The sequence below is a fragment of the Kitasatospora sp. NRRL B-11411 genome (genome assembly GCF_000721345.1).
GTDB classification, from domain to species: Bacteria; Actinomycetota; Actinomycetes; order Streptomycetales; family Streptomycetaceae; genus Kitasatospora; species Kitasatospora cineracea.
Window position 1 is genome coordinate 33209 of sequence record NZ_JOGH01000043.1, and the last position, 17023, is coordinate 50231.

The following is a 17023-nucleotide window of genomic DNA, read 5'->3' on the forward strand; positions in this document are numbered from 1 at the left end:
CCCCGCACACGGAGGTGGCGGCCACCGCCCCGGGCATGGGGGCGGTGGCCGCCGGTTTCGGTGCTGGTCGCGGCTACCGGTGGTTACGGGTAGGAGACCAGGTTGGAGGGGACGGTCCCGGTGCCGGAGGTCCCGGCGCCGGTGTTGTTGACCACGTGCAGGAACTGGCCGTTGCCGCCGAGCGAGTTGACCAGGACGTCGTGCAGCTTGACGCCGGGCGCGTTCGGGACCTCGAAGCCGTGGTCCATCACGATGGTCGGGTCGACGTTGAAGTAGCAGTAGCTGCCCAGGCCCCAGCCCTCGTGGGTGGTGACGTTGTCCTCGACCTTGTAGGCGGCGTAGCCCTTCGTGCTGCCGTTCTGGATCGCGGCCTGGTTGGGCGCGTCGTAGGCGATCTCGTTCTGGAAGAAGATCGTCCGGCCGCCGTTGCCCTTCCACCACACGTCGTACTTGTTGAAGTGCTCGACGAACAGGCCGGTGGCGAGGACGTCGTTGCCGCCGACGACGAAGCCGTAGTCGGAGCGGTTGGTCTCCCAGCCGACGCCCGCGCCGTGGTCGGCGCGCCAGATCCAGGTGTGGTCGACGATCGTGTTGTTGCTGTTGATCACCATGCCGTTGGTGGTCTTGCCGGCGCCGGCGCCGCCGACCCGGACGAAGACGTCCTGGATGACGATCGGGTCGGCCGCGTGGCCGGCGCCCGGGGTGTCGTTGCCGACCTGGAGCAGGGCCGGGGAGTTGACGGTGCCGGCGTCCAGCAGCAGGCCGGAGACCTTGACGCCGTCGACGTCGGCGACCTTGACCGCGGTCACGCCGTTGTCCGGGACGACGGTGGCGAGGCCGAGGCCGAGCACCACGGTGTCCGGGCGGGTGATGTTGATGGACTGGTCGACGTGGTAGACGCCGGGGGTGAAGAGCAGGTTGAGGCCCTGGGCGAGCGCCTGGTTGATGCTCGCGGCGGTCGCGCCGTCCTTCACCACGTAGAACTGGCTGAGCGGCAGCGAGGTGCCCTGCGGGGCGCCGCTGCCCCAGGAGGTGCCGCGGGCGTCGGTGCGCTTGGCGGGCACGAACACCTTGTAGTCGTTGCCGTCCAGGTACAGGAACGGCTTCTCCTGCGAGACGGGGGTGGTGTCGAGCGTGGTGTACGGCGGGTTCGGGAAGCCCTGGGCGGGGGCGCCCTGGACGCCGGAGAAGGTCTGGTTCCACACGCCGTTGGAGAAGCCGCCGATGGAGCTGTCCCGGGTGTACCACTGCTGCTGCGAGTAGTTGCCGACCTGGCCGTCGATCTTCGAGTCGGCGATGTAGCCGCCGGAGGCCCAGCCGTAGCCGCTCGGGGCCAGGTTGAGGCCGCCCTCGACGTGCATCCGGCGGAACGGGGCGGCCTGCGAGACGGCCCAGCGGTCGGTGCCGCTGACCGGCTTGAGGTGCAGGTTCTCGGCGGAGCGCCAGAAGTTCTGGGTGGCGTTGCCGTTGAACCAGCCCGCGTCGACGGTGACGTCGCCGTTGAAGGTGGTGTCGTCCGGGTTCAGGCCCAGGCCCGCGATCGAGGTGTAGAAGCCGATCTGGGCGTTGATGTTGTTGTACGTGCCCGGCTTGAACAGCAGCGCGTAGCGGTCGCTGCCGAACTGGTTCGACTCCTGCTTCTTGAAGACGGCGTCGACCGTGGCCTGGATGTTCGGCGTGGACGGGTCGAAGACCAGCACGTTCGGGCCGAGGTCGCCGCCGCCCTGCACCGGCGGGGTGGTGGAGCCGCCGCTGCCGGTGTGCACGCCCATCTCCCACAGCGAGTAGCCGTAGTTGGTGGCGCGCTGGGTGCCGTACATCCGCACGTAGCGGCCGGAGCCGGAGACGTTGAGCGTCTCGTTGCCGCCGGCGCCGGTGGTGGTGGAGTAGATCGTCGCCCAGGTGCTGCCGTCGCTGGACGCCTGGATCTGGTACGCCTTGCCGTACGCGGCCTCCCACTTGAGGTCGACCTGGCACAGCTGCTGCACGGAGCCGAGGTCGACCTGCAGCCACTGCGGGTCGGCGGCGGCCGAGGACCAGCGGGTGCCGAGGTTCCCGTCGACCGCGGAGGAGGCGGGGGTGCCGCCGTTCTCGGTGGAGGAGGCGGTGGCGGCCTTGCCCTGGGCGGCGTTGTCGGTGGAGCAGGTCGAGCCGGACGGGGTGGACGGGGTGCCGGTGGGGGTGCCGCCGAGGGTGCCGTACACCTGGAACTCCCACAGGGAGTAGCCGTAGCCGGTGCCGCGGGTGATGCCGTTCATCCGCACGTACCGGCCGGAGCCGGAGACGTTCAGCACCTCGGTGCCGCCGGCGCCGGTGGTGGTGGAGTAGATCGTCGTCCAGGTGGTCCCGTCGTTGGACGTCTGGATCTGGTACGCCTTGCCGTACGCGGCCTCCCAGTTCAGCTGCACCTTGCTGATGGTGGAGACGGAGCCGAGGTCGACCTGCAGCCACTGCTGGTCGGAGGCGGCCGAGGACCAGCGGGTGCCGAGGTCGCCGTCGACGGCGCCGGCGGCGGGGGTGCCCGCGTTCTCGGTGGACGAGGCGGTGACCGCCTTGCCCTGGGAGATCAGCGAGTCCGCGGCCTGCGCGGTGCCCGGGATCGTCATGACGGCACCCGCGACCAGGGCCGCGGCGGCGAGTACGGCAGGCGTCCGGCGCAGGGGGGCACCGGGAGGGGGAGGGGCGAGCCGCATGGCTCCTCCTGCTGTGAGCGGTGGGTGGGGTAGGGAAAACAACGGAGAGCGCTCTCCGGTCAGCGCCCCATGGCAGGCCGGGTCGGGGATCGCGCCTTCTGTGGGGTCGGCACGAAACCGCGGCTTCACCTGGGTGAAACGCTGCCGCATCAGGTTAGTTCATGGCGAGAGAAAAGCCGAGACCCTGACGCCAACATCTCGATTTCGCTGGACCGGGCACGGAGAGCGCTCTCCCAGGCGGGCATGCGAGGGCCCGCAGGCGGCCACCCCTGGCGCACCCCCGGGGCCGCCGGGCGGCCGGCCCGACGTGGGCAAGGTCACCCTCTTGGGAATGTCTTTACCTTTGGTTGACCCTTACGGCCGCGGGCCCGCCTCTGAAAAGGTGGGACGACCCAACTACGTCCTGCGCCCGAAGGGATGCCCCGTGCCCGTCTCACGCATGCAATCGACCCCGCTGCCCGGCATCGGCGTGCAGTACGACCTGACCACCAGGGAGCACCAGCACCTCTCGGTGATCGCCCACCGCGACGGCACCCGCACCCTCAACACCTACCGCCGCGAGGACCCGGACGCCTGCGCCCACTCGCTGCACCTGACGGAGGGTGAGACCGCCGCGCTCGTCGACGCCCTGACCCCGACCCACCACAGCCCCAACCTGCTGCACACCTCCGGCCTCGGCCTGGTCGCCGAACGGATCGAGCTGTCCGGCTCCTCGTACTGGAACGGCCGCGCCCTCGGCGACACCCGGATGCGCACCGAGACCGGCGTCTCCATCGTCGCCGTCCTGCGCCGCACCGGCGCCGTCCCCTCCCCCGCCCCGGACTTCCGGCTGGCCGGCGGGGACACCCTGATCCTGATCGGCACCCGCGAGGGCGTCGACGCCGCCGCCGTCGTCCTCGGAAGGGAATGACGTCCTCCCGCGCCGAGCCGCGGGAATTCCGGCCGCACCCGCCGGATCCGGAACCCGTTGCGGGTGAGCCGCGACGACCGGATCGGCGGATCCACCCACGCACGCCCGAACGTCCGCGCCGGCGCAGCCCGCTGACCGGCCGTCGGACCCGAACGGAACGAGTACCGGAGATGCACGCACCGAACCTGCCGAGAGCCGCCGCCGACGACGACCCGGGCCGGAACCGCCGAAAACCGGCCCGCCGCCCCGCGGCCACCAACCAGGCACCCACTCCTCCCAGCCCGCCAGGCCGGAGCATCCCGAAAGAAAAAAGGTGAACGCTTGCACACCGCCACGATCTTCATCGAGCTCGGCGCGATCATCCTCACCCTGGGGCTGCTCGGCCGGATAGGCTCCCGCTACGGCCTCTCCCCCATCCCGCTCTACCTGCTCGGCGGCCTCGCGTTCGGACAGGGCGGGCTGCTGCCGCTCAGTGCCAGCGAGGAGTTCGTCGCCACCGGCGCCGAGATCGGGGTGATCCTGCTGCTGCTGATGCTCGGCCTCGAGTACACCGCGGCCGACCTGGTCACCAACCTGAAGAGCCAGTACCCGGCCGGCCTGGTCGACTTCGCGTTCAACGCGCTGCCCGGGGCCGCGATGGCCCTGCTGCTCGGCTGGGGGCCGGTCGCCGCCGTCGTGCTGGCCGGCGTCACCTGGATCTCCTCCTCGGGCGTCATCGCCAAGGTGCTCGGCGACCTGGGGCGGCTCGGCAACCGGGAGACCCCGGTGATCCTCAGCATCCTGGTGCTGGAGGACCTGGCGATGGCCGTCTACCTGCCGATCCTGACCGCCCTGCTGGCCGGGGCCGGGCTGCTGGTCGGCAGCGTCACCCTGGCCGTCGCGCTGGCCACCGCCGGTGCGGTGCTGTTCGTCGCGCTCCGCTACGGGCGGCTGATCTCCCGGTTCGTGTCGCACGACGACCCGGAGAAGCTGCTGCTGGTGGTGCTCGGCCTGACCCTGCTGGTGGCGGGCATCGCCCAGAAGCTCCAGGTCTCGGCGGCCGTCGGCGCGTTCCTGGTCGGCATCGCGCTGTCCGGTGAGGCCGCCGAGGGCGCGCACACCCTGCTCAGCCCGCTGCGCGACCTGTTCGCGGCCGTCTTCTTCGTCTTCTTCGGCCTCAACACCAACCCCGCCAGCATCCCGCCGGTGCTGCTGCCCGCCCTGGCGCTGGCCGTGGTCACCGCCCTCACCAAGATCGCCACCGGCTACTGGGCGGCCCGCCGGGCCGGCATCGCCGTCAAGGCCCGCTGGCGGGCGGGCGGCGCGCTGGTCGCCCGCGGCGAGTTCTCCATCGTCATCGCCGGACTGGCCGTCACCGCGGGCATCGAGCCGTCGCTGGGCCCGCTCGCCACCGCGTACGTGCTGCTGCTGGTCGTCATCGGCCCGCTCGCGGCCCGCTGGACCGAGCCGATCGCCGCCCGCCTCACCCGCCGCCGCGACGACGCCGCCGCCCCGGCCGAGCCGCAGCCCCTCGCCGAGGAGCCGGGCGTCCACGTCTGACGCCCCGCCGCCTCACCGCCGGAACGCCGGTGCCCGGCCCGCGCGGGTGGCGGGAACGCCGGTGCCCGGCCTGGTCGATCGATCAGGCCGGGCACCGGTCGGTGACGGGGGATCAGTCGTCCTGCCCGTCCCGGTGGTGGACACCGCCGAGGCGGCGCGGGTCGAAGGACCAGATGCCGCGGCCGTGGGTGGCGGCGTAGAGCTTGCCGTCCGGGCCGGTCTTCAGCTGCATCACCGTGGTGGTGGGCAGGCCGGTGCCGAGGACCTTCCAGTCCGCGGCGCCCGGAGCGCGGTGGAACGCCGCCAGGTCGGTGCCCAGGGCGAGGCCGCCGTCCGGCAGCAGGCGCAGCGTGTCGGCGGGGACGTCGGGCAGGTTGGCGGAGACGTCCGTCCAGGTGGCGCCGCCGTCACGGCTCTCGAAGACGTGGCCGATGCCCGCGCCGGGGCCCTCGGTCCAGGTCCGGGAGAAGCCGGAGAAGGAGACCAGGACGTGCTGGGCGTCGGCCGGGTCGACGGCGAAGGAGGAGACGTACCGGTTGGGCAGGGTGCCGTCGACGGGCAGGTTCAGCTGGTGCCAGCCGGTGCCGTCGGCGTTGCCGGTGGCGATGCCGCGGGTGAAGCCCTGGTTGTTGCAGGGGCCGCACCAGCCGGCGTAGACGGTGCCGCCGGAGGAGGCGACGGCGGTGGCGACGTGGCCGGCGCCCAGGTCGAAGGCGCTGGTCCACTCGCTGCCGCTGCGGATCGCGAAGCCCTTGTTCTGCACCCAGACGTGCCGGCCGCCGGCGACCCAGGTGGCGGGGTTCTTCGCGTCGGAGGTGATCGGCGCGATGAAGCGGGCGGCGGCGGCCGCCTTGTCGGGCGGGGCGACCTCGTAGGAGGTGGCCTTGGCCGGGTCGGTGGACCAGGAGCCGTCGTTGACGGCGCAGTTGTTGGTCACCCACATGTCGAGGTAGACGTACTCCTCGGCGATGTTGCAGCCGTTGGCCGGGTCGACGATGGTGTCCGCGCCGTCGCCGCCGAAGTCGGAGCCCATCACCTTGTCGCGGGCGCGCAGGACGGACTCGCCGTTGTCCTGGAGGCCGCCGCTGACGACCACGCCGTGCCCGGCGGGGTCGGCGCCGACGCCGACCGAGTAGTACTGCAGGGTGTCGATGGTGCCGTCGTTGAGGGACTTCCAGTCCGCGGCGTGGCCGCCGGAGTCCAGCGTGCCGTCGACCGGGCGGCTGTAGATGCCGCCGTCGTTGCCGACGTAGACGCTGCTCCGGCCGTGGTAGCTGCCGACGGCGACGGCGTGCTGGTCGGAGTGCGTGGTGGGCGAGCAGTCGCCGGTCTGCTTGGCCGGGTCGATCGACCAGCAGGGGAAGCCGAAGTTCCAGTACGGGCCGGGGGTGTGCCAGGCGGCGCCGCCGTCGCCGGTCTCGAAGACCTCTTCCAGGCCCAGGTAGACGTGGTCGGCGTTGTTCGGGTCGACCTGGAGGAACTGGTTGTACCAGGACTGGATGCCGGGCTGGTAGCCGTCGTCCTGGAGGGCCGAGCCGGAGCCCTTGAGCTTGTCCTTGTCGGCGATCAGCGTCCACGGACCGAACGGGGAGCCGGACTTGGAGACGTAGACGCCCTGCAGGCCGCTGTCCGGGTCGGTGGCCAGCTTGGTGGGCGACTGGTCGACCGCGTAGTAGCGCGAGCCGTCCGTGGAGCGGGCGAAGGTGACGTTCCCGACGTCCCCGGCGCCGGTGGGCAGGTCGCCGAGCGAGGCGACGCGCTGCCAGCTGCCGTCCGCGGCCTTGGCGTAGAAGCCGTTGTAGGTGTCACCGCTGCGCCAGCCGACCGCGAGCAGGACCTTGGACGGGTCCTTCGGGTCGACGGCGATGTCGTTGGCGATGTTCTTGTACGGGGCGCCGGGGTCCTTCGCGTCGGCGCCGCCGGGCAGGTAGCTCGGGTTCGGCGCGAACTCCAGGGTCCACGGGCCGGACAGGTCGGTGGTGGAGTGGGACCACACGCCGCGGCTGGTGGCCGCCCACACCTTGTCCCCGGCGAAGCGCAGGGCGTGGATCGTGGTGGACTCCAGCTCGGCGCCGCCGACCCGCGTGCCGGGGGTGAACTCGCCGTGCTTCGGGTCGGCGAGCAGGTACACGCCGGTGCCGACGTACGCGGTCGCGCCGGTGTTGGACTCGCCGGTGGCATACCAGAGCCGCCCGCCGCCGTCGAGGCCGAGCGCGCCGGTGGACAGCGAGGGCAGCTTGTCGGAGATCGACTGCCAGTGGCCGCCGCCGGTGCGGGAGCGGAAGACGCCGCCGTTGGCGCCGCCCGCGTACACGTAGCCGTCGTCGTCGGCGGCGATGCCGGTGATCCGGCCGGTGACGTTGCCGGAGCCGCCGCTGGAGTTGGAGTTGACGTCGCGGTAGCGCGGGTCGTCGCTGTTGTACGGCTTGTCGGTGACGTGGTCCCAGGAGCCCGCGGTGCGCGGCATCGACTGCAGCTGGGCCCAGGCGGCGCCGTACGCGCCGGGTGCGACCACGCCGGGCGCGGTGCGGGCCTCGGTGAACTGCTCGGTGGACTCGGCGGAGTTCTCGGCCTCGTCGCCCCCGTCCTCGCCGGCGTCCTTCGCCGCGAACGTGCCGGCGGTGACCTTCCGGGCGTGCTGGTGGCCGATCTCGGCCAGGTGGCCCGCCTGCCGGGGGCGGGGCTCGGGTGCGGGGGCGGCGACGGCCTGACTGGTGGTCAGTCCGAGCGCGGTCAGTGCGACGGTGCACATGAACAGCTGACGTCGATGCCTGTTGGGCACGGTGCGGTGTCCCTCCCCGGGAATCCGGGCGCGCCGATCGCGCGCCGCGGTGGATCAGTCCGACAGCTTCGCGGCCGACCCCCGCCGGGGAGAAGGGGACGCGCGTAAAGAACGCCCAAAAAGCAAATCAGTGAAGAGAGTTGGTAAAAATGGGAACGCCCCGCCCGCCGGCTCAGGGGCGCTCGACGCCCGCGCCCGCGCCCGCGTCCGCGCCGGTTTCCGTGACGGCGACGGCGACCCGGCCGGAGCGGAGCGAGGCGCGGCTGCCGGTCGGGGTGCCGAGGTCCTGGGCGAGGGTGAGCAGGTCGTGGTCGGCGACGGTCCGCAGGCCGTGCTCGGCAAGCAGGGCGGCGATCCGCTCCGGCCGCCACAGCGAGCGCCAGGGCTCGCCCGCGGTGACGGAGTTGCCGAGCAGCCTGGTGAGCAGCCGTCCGGCGGCCGCTTTCGCCGACGGGGCCTGGTAGTTGAGGACGAGTGCGCTGCCGGGCGCGGTGCGGGCGGCGAGGGCGGTCAGGGTGGAGCGGACCTGTTCGCGGGTGAGGTAGGGGACGACGCCCTCCCACAGCCAGGTGGTGGGGGCGGCGGGGTCGTGCCCGGCGGCGTCCAGGGCCGGGCCGAGGGCGTCGACGGCGAAGTCGACCGGGGTGAAGCGGACCGAGCGGGCCACCGGCCGGAGGTCGGCGGCGGCCAGCCGGTCCTGCTTGTCCCGCTGCGAGGCGGGGTGGTCGACCTCCCACACGTCGGTGTCGGCGAGGGCGGCGAGCCGCCAGGCGCGGGTGTCCAACCCGGCGCCGAGGACGACGAGTTGGCCGTTCGCGTGGGCCCGCAGCGCCTCGTCGATCGCCACCGTCCGGGGCACCGCGATCTCGGCGCAGGCCCGGACGCTCTCGTACCCGGTGCGTTCCTTCCAGCCCGGCGGGGGCGTCCCCGCCCGCACCCGGTCGACCACGGCCCGTTCGTCGGCCCGCAGCAGCCGTCCGGCCACCGGGTCGGCGTACCGCCCGCAGCCGGCCCGGCCGTCCGCGGCGGCCCGGCCCTGGCAGACCAGCACCGCCGTCCGGCTCGCCGTGCGCGCGTTCTCCGCGGTGGGGCCCATGGAATCCATGGGCCCCATTCAACACCCGCCCCGCCGGGGGCCGGTCAGCCGTCGGAGTAGCTGAGGTCGCCGACGGACCAGGCGCTGATGTCCTCGATGGCGATCCGGTACATACCCCCGGTGTGCGGCAGGCCGAAGTCGCCCTGCAGGATGCGCGCCCGGTGCAGGTGGAGGTGGGTGGGCGGGGTCGGGGCGCCGCCGGGCGGCGGGGCGAACAGGGCGGCGAACGGTTTCAGGTGGTCGGAGGATTGCAGGACGTCCGCCACCCGTTCCCACCACAGGGCCACCGGGGCGAGCCTGCCGGTGATCACCGCACCGGGGACGACCACTGTCACGGACATCTGGTTGCTGTGCTCGGACTCCACCATCGAGGCGATGTCCACGAGCAGCCCGTCAGAATTCGACATGCCCCGAGCCTAGTGCTCCGACGGGCGGGCGCGGCGGAGCGTTCGGTCAACGGGTCACGCGGGGCAGCCGCGTCAGGTGGGACAGGCAGGTCAGGTGGGGCAGCCGGGGCAGGTGGGACAGGTGGGTCAGACGCGTCGGATGGGGCGGTCAGGTCACGTGGGGCAGGAAGGGGAAGTGGAACCGCAGGCTGCTGCCGAACGTCACCCGGCTGTCGTCCCAGACGCCGACGCAGAAGGCCACCGGGTCCGCGGCCAGGTCGAGGTCCGATCCGGCGGCCCAGGGCTGCATGTCCGCGCGGCACGCCTCGACGTCCCCGCCGCAGGCGTGGACGAACCCGCGGAGCCACCGGACGGAGTCCTCGGACCGGGTGTGGCCCATCGCCCGGACCCGGGACACCGCGTCCGCGGTCCGCCCCAGCGCCACCAGCGAGATGACCTCCTGGCTCAGGAACGGGGCGGTCGTCCCGTACAGTTCCTGCCCCGACCGCGCGATCCGCAGCGCCTCCGCCCAGTCGCCCTGCTTCTCCGCGGAGATCAGGTCGATGAGCAGCACCTGCCGGTCGTACCCGCCCTCGGCCAGCGTCTGCCGCAGCCGCTCCACGGACGAGTCGTCGTCGATCCCGGCGGACACGAACGCGGCACCCTCGGCGAGCCGGTAGGCGCCCTGCCGGTAGCCGATGTGGGACACCCCGTCGAGCAGCACCTCCACGGCCGCCGGCTCCTCCCCGCAGGCCGCGAGGATGATCGCCCAGGTCTGGTAGAGCGAGAACAGGCTGAACTGCGCGGGGATCTTCCCGATGCCCTCGCGGAGCAGCTCGACGGCCTCCTCCACCCGTTCCCGGTCGCGGCCCAGCAGTTCGGCGGCGGCCTGGTACAGCGAGAACAGGCTGTACTGGGCCGGAACCTTCTCGATGCCCTCGCGGAGCAGTTCGACCGCCTCGTCCACCCGCGACTCGTCCCGGCCCAGCAGCTCCGCCGCCACCTGGTACAGCGAGAACAGGTTGCCCTGCACCGGAACCCTGGTGATGCCTTCGCGGAGCAGTTCGACCGCCTCGTCCACCCGGCCCTCGTCCCGGCCCAGCAGGCCGGCCGCGGCCTGGTACAGCGAGAACAGGCTGTACTGGGCGGGGATCCTCCCGATCCCCTCCCGCAACAGCTCGACCGCCTCCCCCACCCGCGACTCGTCCCGCGCCAGCAACTCGGCGGCGGCCTGGTACAGCGAGGAGAGGTTGCCCTGGACCGGGACCTTCCCGATTCCCTCCCGCAGCAGCTCGACGGCCTCCTCCACCCGCGACTCGTCCCGGCCCAGCAACTCGGCGGCGGCCTGGTACAGCGAGAACAGGCTGTACTGCGCGGGAATCCTCCCGATCCCCTCCCGCAACAGCTCGACCGCCTCCCCCACCCGCGACTCGTCCCGGCCCAGCAGCCCGGCCGCGGCCTGGTACAGCGAGAACAGGCTGTACTGCGCGGGGATCCTCCCGATCCCCTCCCGCAACAGCTCGACGGCCTCGCCCACCCGGGACTCGTCCCGCGCCAGCAGCCCGGCCGCGGCCTGGTAGAGCGAGAACAGGCTGTACTGGGCGGGGACCTTCGCGATCCCTTCGCGGAGCAGGACCACGGCCTCCTCCACCCGGCCCCCGTTCCGGCCCAGCAGCATCGCGGCGGCCTGGTACAGCGAGAACAGGTTGCCCTGGGCAGGGATCCTCCCGATGCCCTCCCGCAGCAGCTCGACCGCCTCGTCCACCCGGCTCTCGTCCCGCGCCAGCAGTTCGGCGGCGGCCTGGTACAGCGAGAACAGGTTGCCCTGGACCGGGACCTTCCCGATCCCCTCCCGCAGCAGCTCGACGGCTTCCCCCACCCGGGCCTCGTCCCGGCCGAGCAGTTCGGCGGCGGCCTGGTACAGCGGCGCGAGCGGGGAGGGCTTGGCCGAGCGGGCGATGGCGGCCTTGAGCAGTTGCACGGCCTCGTCGAGGCGGGACGGGTCGCGGGCCAGCAGTTCGGCGTGCAGGAGGTGGATCTCGATCGGGTTCGAGGTGTCGGCCGCCAGCCGGTCCTCGGCCTCGACGGCCACGTCGACGGCGGCGTCGGTGCCGCGGAGCTGGTCGGTCAGGCGTATCCGCATCGCCCAGGCGCGCTTGGAGGCGTTGGGGGACGCGGTCGCGCAGGCGACCTGTTCGAGTGCGGCCGGCAGATCGTCGGGCAGGGCCCGGGCCTCCAGCAGGAGGGCGAGGTGCAGGTGGAGCCGCCAGGAGGGGCTCGCCTCGTCGAGTGCGGCGCTCAGCAGGGCGATGAGCTCGTCGCGCTCCCGCGGGTCCTCCTCGATCTTCGACTTGTAGCCGTAGACGCGGTCCAGGTGGAGGGCGTAGGCCTTGGCCACGACCGCCAGTTCCTCCGTCTCGCCGGAGACGAAGAGGTGGTAGCGGGCCTCCAGGAAGTCGCTGCCCTGGGCTCCCATCCGCTTCGCCTTGAAGTGGCGGGCGTGGAACTTGCCGACGGCCGCGTGCGCGCGGGCCAGTTCGCCGCGGTGGGCCGAGAGGGCCCGGAGCGAGATCTCCTTGGCGATCGGGTTCATCGAGAAGTGCTTCTCGTTGCGCTTCTCGACCAGGAAGCTGGAGGTCAGTTTCCGCTTCGCCGCGTCGAACTCCCCCGGGGCGTCCCAGAGCGACACCTTGAGCGCCTCGTTGGTGAAGGAGGTCCGGTGCACCGAGGCGCGGCGCAGGAGGGTGGCCGAGGTGTCGTCCAGGCGGCCGATGAACCGGTCCAGGAAGGCCCGTTCGAGGCTCTGGGCGAAGGGTTCGGAGACGTTGCGGTCCTGGAGTTCCCACGCCTTGGGGGAGAGTCCGATCAGGTCCTCCAGGCTGTCGGACCGCAGGCAGCCCGCGAGGATCTGCAGGGCGCGCGGGTTCCCGCCGAGCCAGCCGACGATCTCGGCGGTCCGGTCGGGCGGGAGGTCGTTCGGCACGCCCGTGCGCCGCAGGGTCTCGGCGAGGAAGTCCACGCCCTCGCCCTCGCTCATCCCGGGGAGGGTGTGAATGTCGCCGTCCGTGATCCACGGGAAGGCCGCGGCCTGGTCCGCGACCAGGAGGATCCGCCCGCCGGTGCCGTGGATCCGCCGCGCCACCGCGTTGACCAGGTGCTGGACCTCGGGCGCGGGCGCGCCGGAGCCGTCGACGAAGCAGCGGTGGAAGTCGTCGAGGAGCAGGACCGTCCCGTCCCTGAGGCCGTCCGCGAGGTCCCGCACCGGGTCGGTGCCGAGCAGCACGCCGACCTTCCCGGCTTCGGCGAACGCCCCGCCGACCAGGATCAGGAGCTGTTCGAGGGTGTGGACGCCCGCCGGGAGTTCCACGTCGATGAAGCCGCGCCGGGGGTGGGCGTCCTTGATCTTCAGCGCGGCCCGGGTCTTGCCGACGCCGGAGAACCCCTGCAGCACGGCCACCGGGGGGCCGCTCTGCACCCACTTGACCGTCAGGTCCCGCACCACGCCGGCCCGGGAGCGGGCGGCGGGCGCCGCGGCGGCGGGCACGGCGAGCGCGGCGGCGGGTACCGGGGGGCCGCCGTCCGGGCCGGGGAGGACGGGGAGCGCGGCGGGGTCCGGGACGCCCAGGGCCGCCCACATCCGGTCCCTGGTGTCCGGCGCCAGGTGGTCGATGGCGTCCACCGGGGTCAGGGTCAGCGAGCCGGTGCCCTCGGACAGGTTGTGGCTGCGCACCACGCCGATGACCAGGCCGGAGCCGACCACGGCGGCGCCCGACATGCCGCCCCACGGGCTGCCCGCGCCGAGGGTCCCCACCGAGGTGGGGTGCAGCGGGATCTCGGGCCCGGACATCTTGAACGACAGCAGGCCGACCGGGGCGTCGCCCGGCCCGCCCACCGCGATGCCCTCCGCGGTCGGGACCCAGCCGCACGGCTGGGCCGTGGTGCGCCCGTTGCGCGCGTCCCGCTTCCAGCGCGGGAAGCCGACCGCCTGGCAGTCGCGGACCGACCCGGCGACGCTCCGGTAGACCCGGGCGAACCCCATCGGCTCCTTGACCCCGATGCCCGGCGCCCGCAGCACGGCCAGGTCCACGTCGCTGCGGTGCGTGCGGACCACCACCTGGGCCGGGAACTCGCGCCCGTCCCGGACGGCGCGCAGGTTGCTCCCGCCCGCGCAGTGGTCCGCCGTCAGGACGGTCTCCCCGCCCACCCGCAGGCCGGTCCCCACCTGGGGCTCGCCGTCGACGTCGTAGCGGAGCAGGACGACCCGGTCAGTCTCCAGCATGGCCCGGCGCGCTACTCACGGTCGCCCAGCGCCTGCTCCCGCCCGACCGGCGGCCCGTCGCCACCGCCGTCGGCGTCCGAGTCCGAGTCGGCGTCCGAGACGAAGAACTCGGTCTGCTGCCCGTCCGGCGTGAAGGCGACCGGTTCGAGCACCAGCTTGAGGGTCTGGGTGGCCACGGACTGCCGCGACAGCTCTCCCCCGGCCTGCACCACCCACCACTTGACCCCCGCCGTCCCCTTCTTCGCGTCCGTGACGGCCACCTGCACCGTGAGCTCGACCGGCGCCGGCTTGAACCGCAGCGCGCGCACCCCGCCGCCGCCCCAGGCCTTCAGCAGCTCCGTCCGGAGCGCCTCGATCGCATCGGCCAGCCCCACCATGGTTTCGGACGGATCGGTCACTGTGCTCCCCTTCGTTTCCTGCCGGTCCGTCATCTTCCCGCACCGCACGCCCCCGTGTCAGGCGACAACGGCAGTTGCGGACCGGCAGCTCGGCGGGGTACGGGGGCTCGGCGGGGTCCGGGGGCTCGGCGGGGTCCGGGGGCTTCCGGGGCCGGGGCGGCAGCCGCTGCTCCCCCGTCGCGCTCAGATCCAGGTCGGCAGGTGCCCTTCGGTGTAGCGGGCGCCGTAACCGCCCCGGGGCAGGATCTCGTCGACGGCCGCCAGGTCGGCGCCGGTGAGGACGAGGTCGGCGCCTCCGAGGTTCTCCTCGAGGCGCCGCGGGTCGCGGGTGCCGGGGATCGGCACGAGGTGCTCGCCGCGGGACAGGAGCCAGGCCAGGGCCAGTTGGGCGACGGTGGCGCCCTTGGCCGCCGCGAGTGCGGCGAGCCGGCAGACGGACTCGGCGTTGCGCTCGAAGTTGCCCGGCTGCCAGCGCGGGTCGGTGTTGCGCAGGTCGCCGACCGGGTACCGGCCGGCGGGTGCGGCGGTGCCGGTGATGAACCCCCGGCCGAGCGGGGAGTAGGCGACCAGGCCGATGCCCAACTCGTCCAGGACCGGGAGGAGTTGCTCGACGTCCCGTTCGAACAGGGAGTACTCGGTCTGCAGGACGGAGACCGGCTGCACGGCGTGCGCCCGGCGGAGCGTCTCGGGTCCGGCCTCGCTGAGGCCGAAGTACCTCACCTTGCCCGCGTCGATCAACTCCTTGACGGTGCCCGCGACTTCCTCGACGGGCACCGCGGGGTCGACGCGGTGCTGGTAGAGGACGTCGATGTGGTCGACGCCGAGGTGGCGCAGGCTGGTGTCGGCGGCCCGGCGGATGGTGTCGGGCCTGCTGTCGAGGGCCCGGCCCATCCGCTCCGCGGGCACCGACATGTCGACGCCGAACTTGGTCGCCAGGACCACGTCGTCGCGGAAGCCCTTGACCGCCCGGCCGACCAGGGCCTCGTTGGCCCCGGTGCCCCCGCCGTACATCTCGGCGGTGTCGAAGAGGGTGACGCCCAGGTCGTGGGCGCGGCGCAGGGCGGCGAGGGCGGTCCCCTCGTCGGTGGGCCCGTAGGCCATCGTCAGGCCCATCGCGCCGTAGCCGATCGCCGAGACCTCCAGGCCTTGGCTTCCCAGTGTCCGGTGCTGCATGAGGAACTCCTCGGGGAGGACGACCGGCGCCGCCCCGCCGCCGGCCGCCCGCCGGGGCAGGGGGGCGCGGCAGGGCGGCACCGGAGGTGTGTGGTGGTGAGTGAGTGAGTGAGTGGGTTGCGGGCGCGTCGCGGCGTCAGCGGGCTGCGGCGGCCAGGCCGGCCCGGTGGATGCGGGTCTGCTCGGCGACGCGCCGGCCGAGGTGGCGGGCGGTGCGCAGGTCCGCGTCGTGGACGGCGGGGGTGTCGTTGAAGCTCTGCGCGCCGGCGCCGAGGTAGAAGCCGAGGCGGTTGTCGTCCTCGGGGTCGGAGGTGGTGGTGTTCCAGCCCGGCAGGAGGTTCAGGCTCACCCAGAGCATTCCGTGCTGGGCCGCCAGCAGCGAGAGGTACTGCAGGGTGTGCAGCTTGTCTCCGCTCATGGAACCGGAGTTGGTGAATCCCGCGGCGAGCTTGTCGCTCCAGGCGCGCTCGCTCCAGCGCTTGCTGGTGGCCTCGGCGAAGGCGTGGAAGGCCCCGGAGGCGGTGCCCATGTAGGTGGGGGTGCCGAAGACGATGGCGTCCGCGGCGTCCAGCAGCTCCCAGTCGGCGTCGCCGAGGGAGCCGACGTCCACCCGGTGGACCTGCGTCCCGGCGAGGGAGCGTGCGCCGTCGGCCACGGCCGTGGCGATCTGCGCGGTGTGGCCGTAGCCGGAGTACGACGCGATGACGATCGAGATGTCGGACATGGGTGTGCCTCTCCTGCCGCGACGGCGGCCTGTTCGATGGGCGTGCCGGTGGCCGCGATCGGCCCGGATCACCGCTCCGGTCAAAACAGTAACACCGTTAAGACGGCGATACGCAAGATGCGATATCGTCGTTCCATGAGCGAGGAACGACGCGCCGCGCGGCGCCAGGTGCTGCAGGTGGCCGCCGGACTCCTGGAGGAGGGCGGCAGCGAGGCGGTCTCCACCCGCGCCGTCGCCGCGGCCGCGGGCATCACCGCCCCGGCGCTGTACCGGCTGTTCGACGACAAGGACGGGCTGCTGTCCGAGCTGGCCGCCTACGGGTTCGAGACGTACCTGGCCGAGAAGCGGGAGGCCCTGGCACTGGCCCCCGACGACGACCCGGTGGCCGACCTCCACCGCGGCTGGGACCTGCACGTCGACTTCGGACTGCGCCACCCCGCGTTCTACGTGCTCATGTACGGCACCGTGCGGCCCGGACGGCGCCCCCCGGCCGCGGACGAGGCGCACGCCCTGCTGGTGTCCCTGCTGAACCGGGCGGCCGACGCCGGCCGCCTGCGGATCCCGGTGGCCCCGGCCACCCGCGTCATCCACGCGGCGACGACCGGGGCCACCCTGGCCCTGATCGGCGAAGAGCCCCCGCACCGGGACCTGACCGTCTCCGCCCGCCTGCGCGACACCGTCCTCGCCTCCGTCACCACCGACCCCCCCGCCCCCACCGCCCCGGACCTGGCCTCACGCGCCCTCGCCCTCGACGCCGAACAACTGGCCGGCTGACCCGGACCGCCCACCCGGACGAGCACGGCCACCACCTCGCGCTCGCCGGCTTCCCGGCCGTTCAGCGATCTTCAGGGTTCCCGGAGCCGAAGAAGTCGGCGTCGCTGAGGCTGCCCGTGCGGCCTGCGCCGCCTCCCCGTCCCGCTCGCTTCCCCGTCCCCCTCCCTGTCCCGCCCGCCTGCGCGACACCGTCCTCGCCTCCGTCACCACCGACCCCCCCGCCCCCACCGCCCCGGACCTGGCCTCACGCGCCCTCGCCCTCGACGCCG

The 17023-nt window shown here is 73.1% G+C and carries 11 protein-coding genes; 3 read left to right on the forward strand and 8 right to left on the reverse strand.

What is annotated here, in order from left to right; genetic code table 11:
- Positions 1-83 precede the first annotated feature (83 nt).
- Positions 84-2693: a discoidin domain-containing protein gene (locus tag IH44_RS0120540; protein WP_035955779.1), complete on the reverse strand. Its 2610-nt coding sequence runs from the start codon at positions 2691-2693 to the stop codon at positions 84-86.
- A 439-nt stretch (positions 2694-3132) separates the two neighbouring features.
- Here IH44_RS0120540 and IH44_RS0120545 point away from each other — a divergent pair, with 439 nt between their 5' ends.
- Together IH44_RS0120545 and IH44_RS0120550 are read left to right on the forward strand one after the other, a co-directional pair.
- Positions 3133-3603: a cation:proton antiporter regulatory subunit gene (locus IH44_RS0120545; protein WP_030461106.1), complete on the forward strand. Its 471-nt coding sequence runs from the start codon at positions 3133-3135 to the stop codon at positions 3601-3603.
- A 321-nt stretch (positions 3604-3924) separates the two neighbouring features.
- Positions 3925-5142: a cation:proton antiporter gene (locus IH44_RS0120550; RefSeq protein ID WP_030461107.1), complete on the forward strand. Its 1218-nt coding sequence runs from the start codon at positions 3925-3927 to the stop codon at positions 5140-5142.
- Positions 5143-5254: 112 nt separating this feature from the next.
- On the opposite strand, the gene IH44_RS0120555 is transcribed toward IH44_RS0120550, so the two are convergent.
- The 7 genes from IH44_RS0120555 to IH44_RS0120585 form a co-directional block, all read right to left on the reverse strand.
- Positions 5255-7894, reverse strand: coding sequence for a hypothetical protein (locus IH44_RS0120555; RefSeq protein ID WP_051817112.1), 2640 nt, complete (start codon positions 7892-7894; stop codon positions 5255-5257).
- 202 nt (positions 7895-8096) lie between these two features.
- Entirely contained in the window at positions 8097-9029 is a 933-nt protein-coding gene (locus IH44_RS0120560; protein ID WP_232795023.1) for a class I SAM-dependent methyltransferase, read from the reverse strand.
- A 35-nt stretch (positions 9030-9064) separates the two neighbouring features.
- Positions 9065-9427, reverse strand: a complete 363-nt coding sequence (locus IH44_RS0120565; RefSeq protein ID WP_030461110.1) for a hypothetical protein — start codon at positions 9425-9427, stop codon at positions 9065-9067.
- Positions 9428-9575: 148 nt separating this feature from the next.
- Positions 9576-13685 (reverse strand): hypothetical protein, encoded by a 4110-nt coding sequence (locus tag IH44_RS0120570; RefSeq protein ID WP_030461111.1) that lies wholly within the window; start codon positions 13683-13685, stop codon positions 9576-9578.
- Positions 13686-13696: 11 nt separating this feature from the next.
- Positions 13697-14083 carry a trypco2 family protein gene (locus IH44_RS42925; RefSeq protein WP_051817113.1) on the reverse strand — a complete coding sequence of 129 codons (387 nt, stop codon included), beginning with the start codon at positions 14081-14083 and terminating at the stop codon, positions 13697-13699.
- A gap of 183 nt (positions 14084-14266) precedes the next feature.
- The gene (locus tag IH44_RS0120580) at positions 14267-15256 is read right to left on the reverse strand and encodes an aldo/keto reductase (protein ID WP_030461113.1); all 990 of its coding nucleotides are present in this window, start codon (positions 15254-15256) and stop codon (positions 14267-14269) included.
- Between the two features lie 136 nt (positions 15257-15392).
- Complete coding sequence (locus IH44_RS0120585; protein ID WP_030461114.1) at positions 15393-15980, reverse strand: flavodoxin family protein; 588 nt, start codon at positions 15978-15980, stop codon at positions 15393-15395.
- 135 nt (positions 15981-16115) lie between these two features.
- Between IH44_RS0120585 and IH44_RS0120590 the strand changes: the two genes are divergently transcribed.
- Positions 16116-16754 (forward strand): TetR/AcrR family transcriptional regulator, encoded by a 639-nt coding sequence (locus IH44_RS0120590; RefSeq protein ID WP_030461115.1) that lies wholly within the window; start codon positions 16116-16118, stop codon positions 16752-16754.
- Positions 16755-17023: the final 269 nt, after the last annotated feature.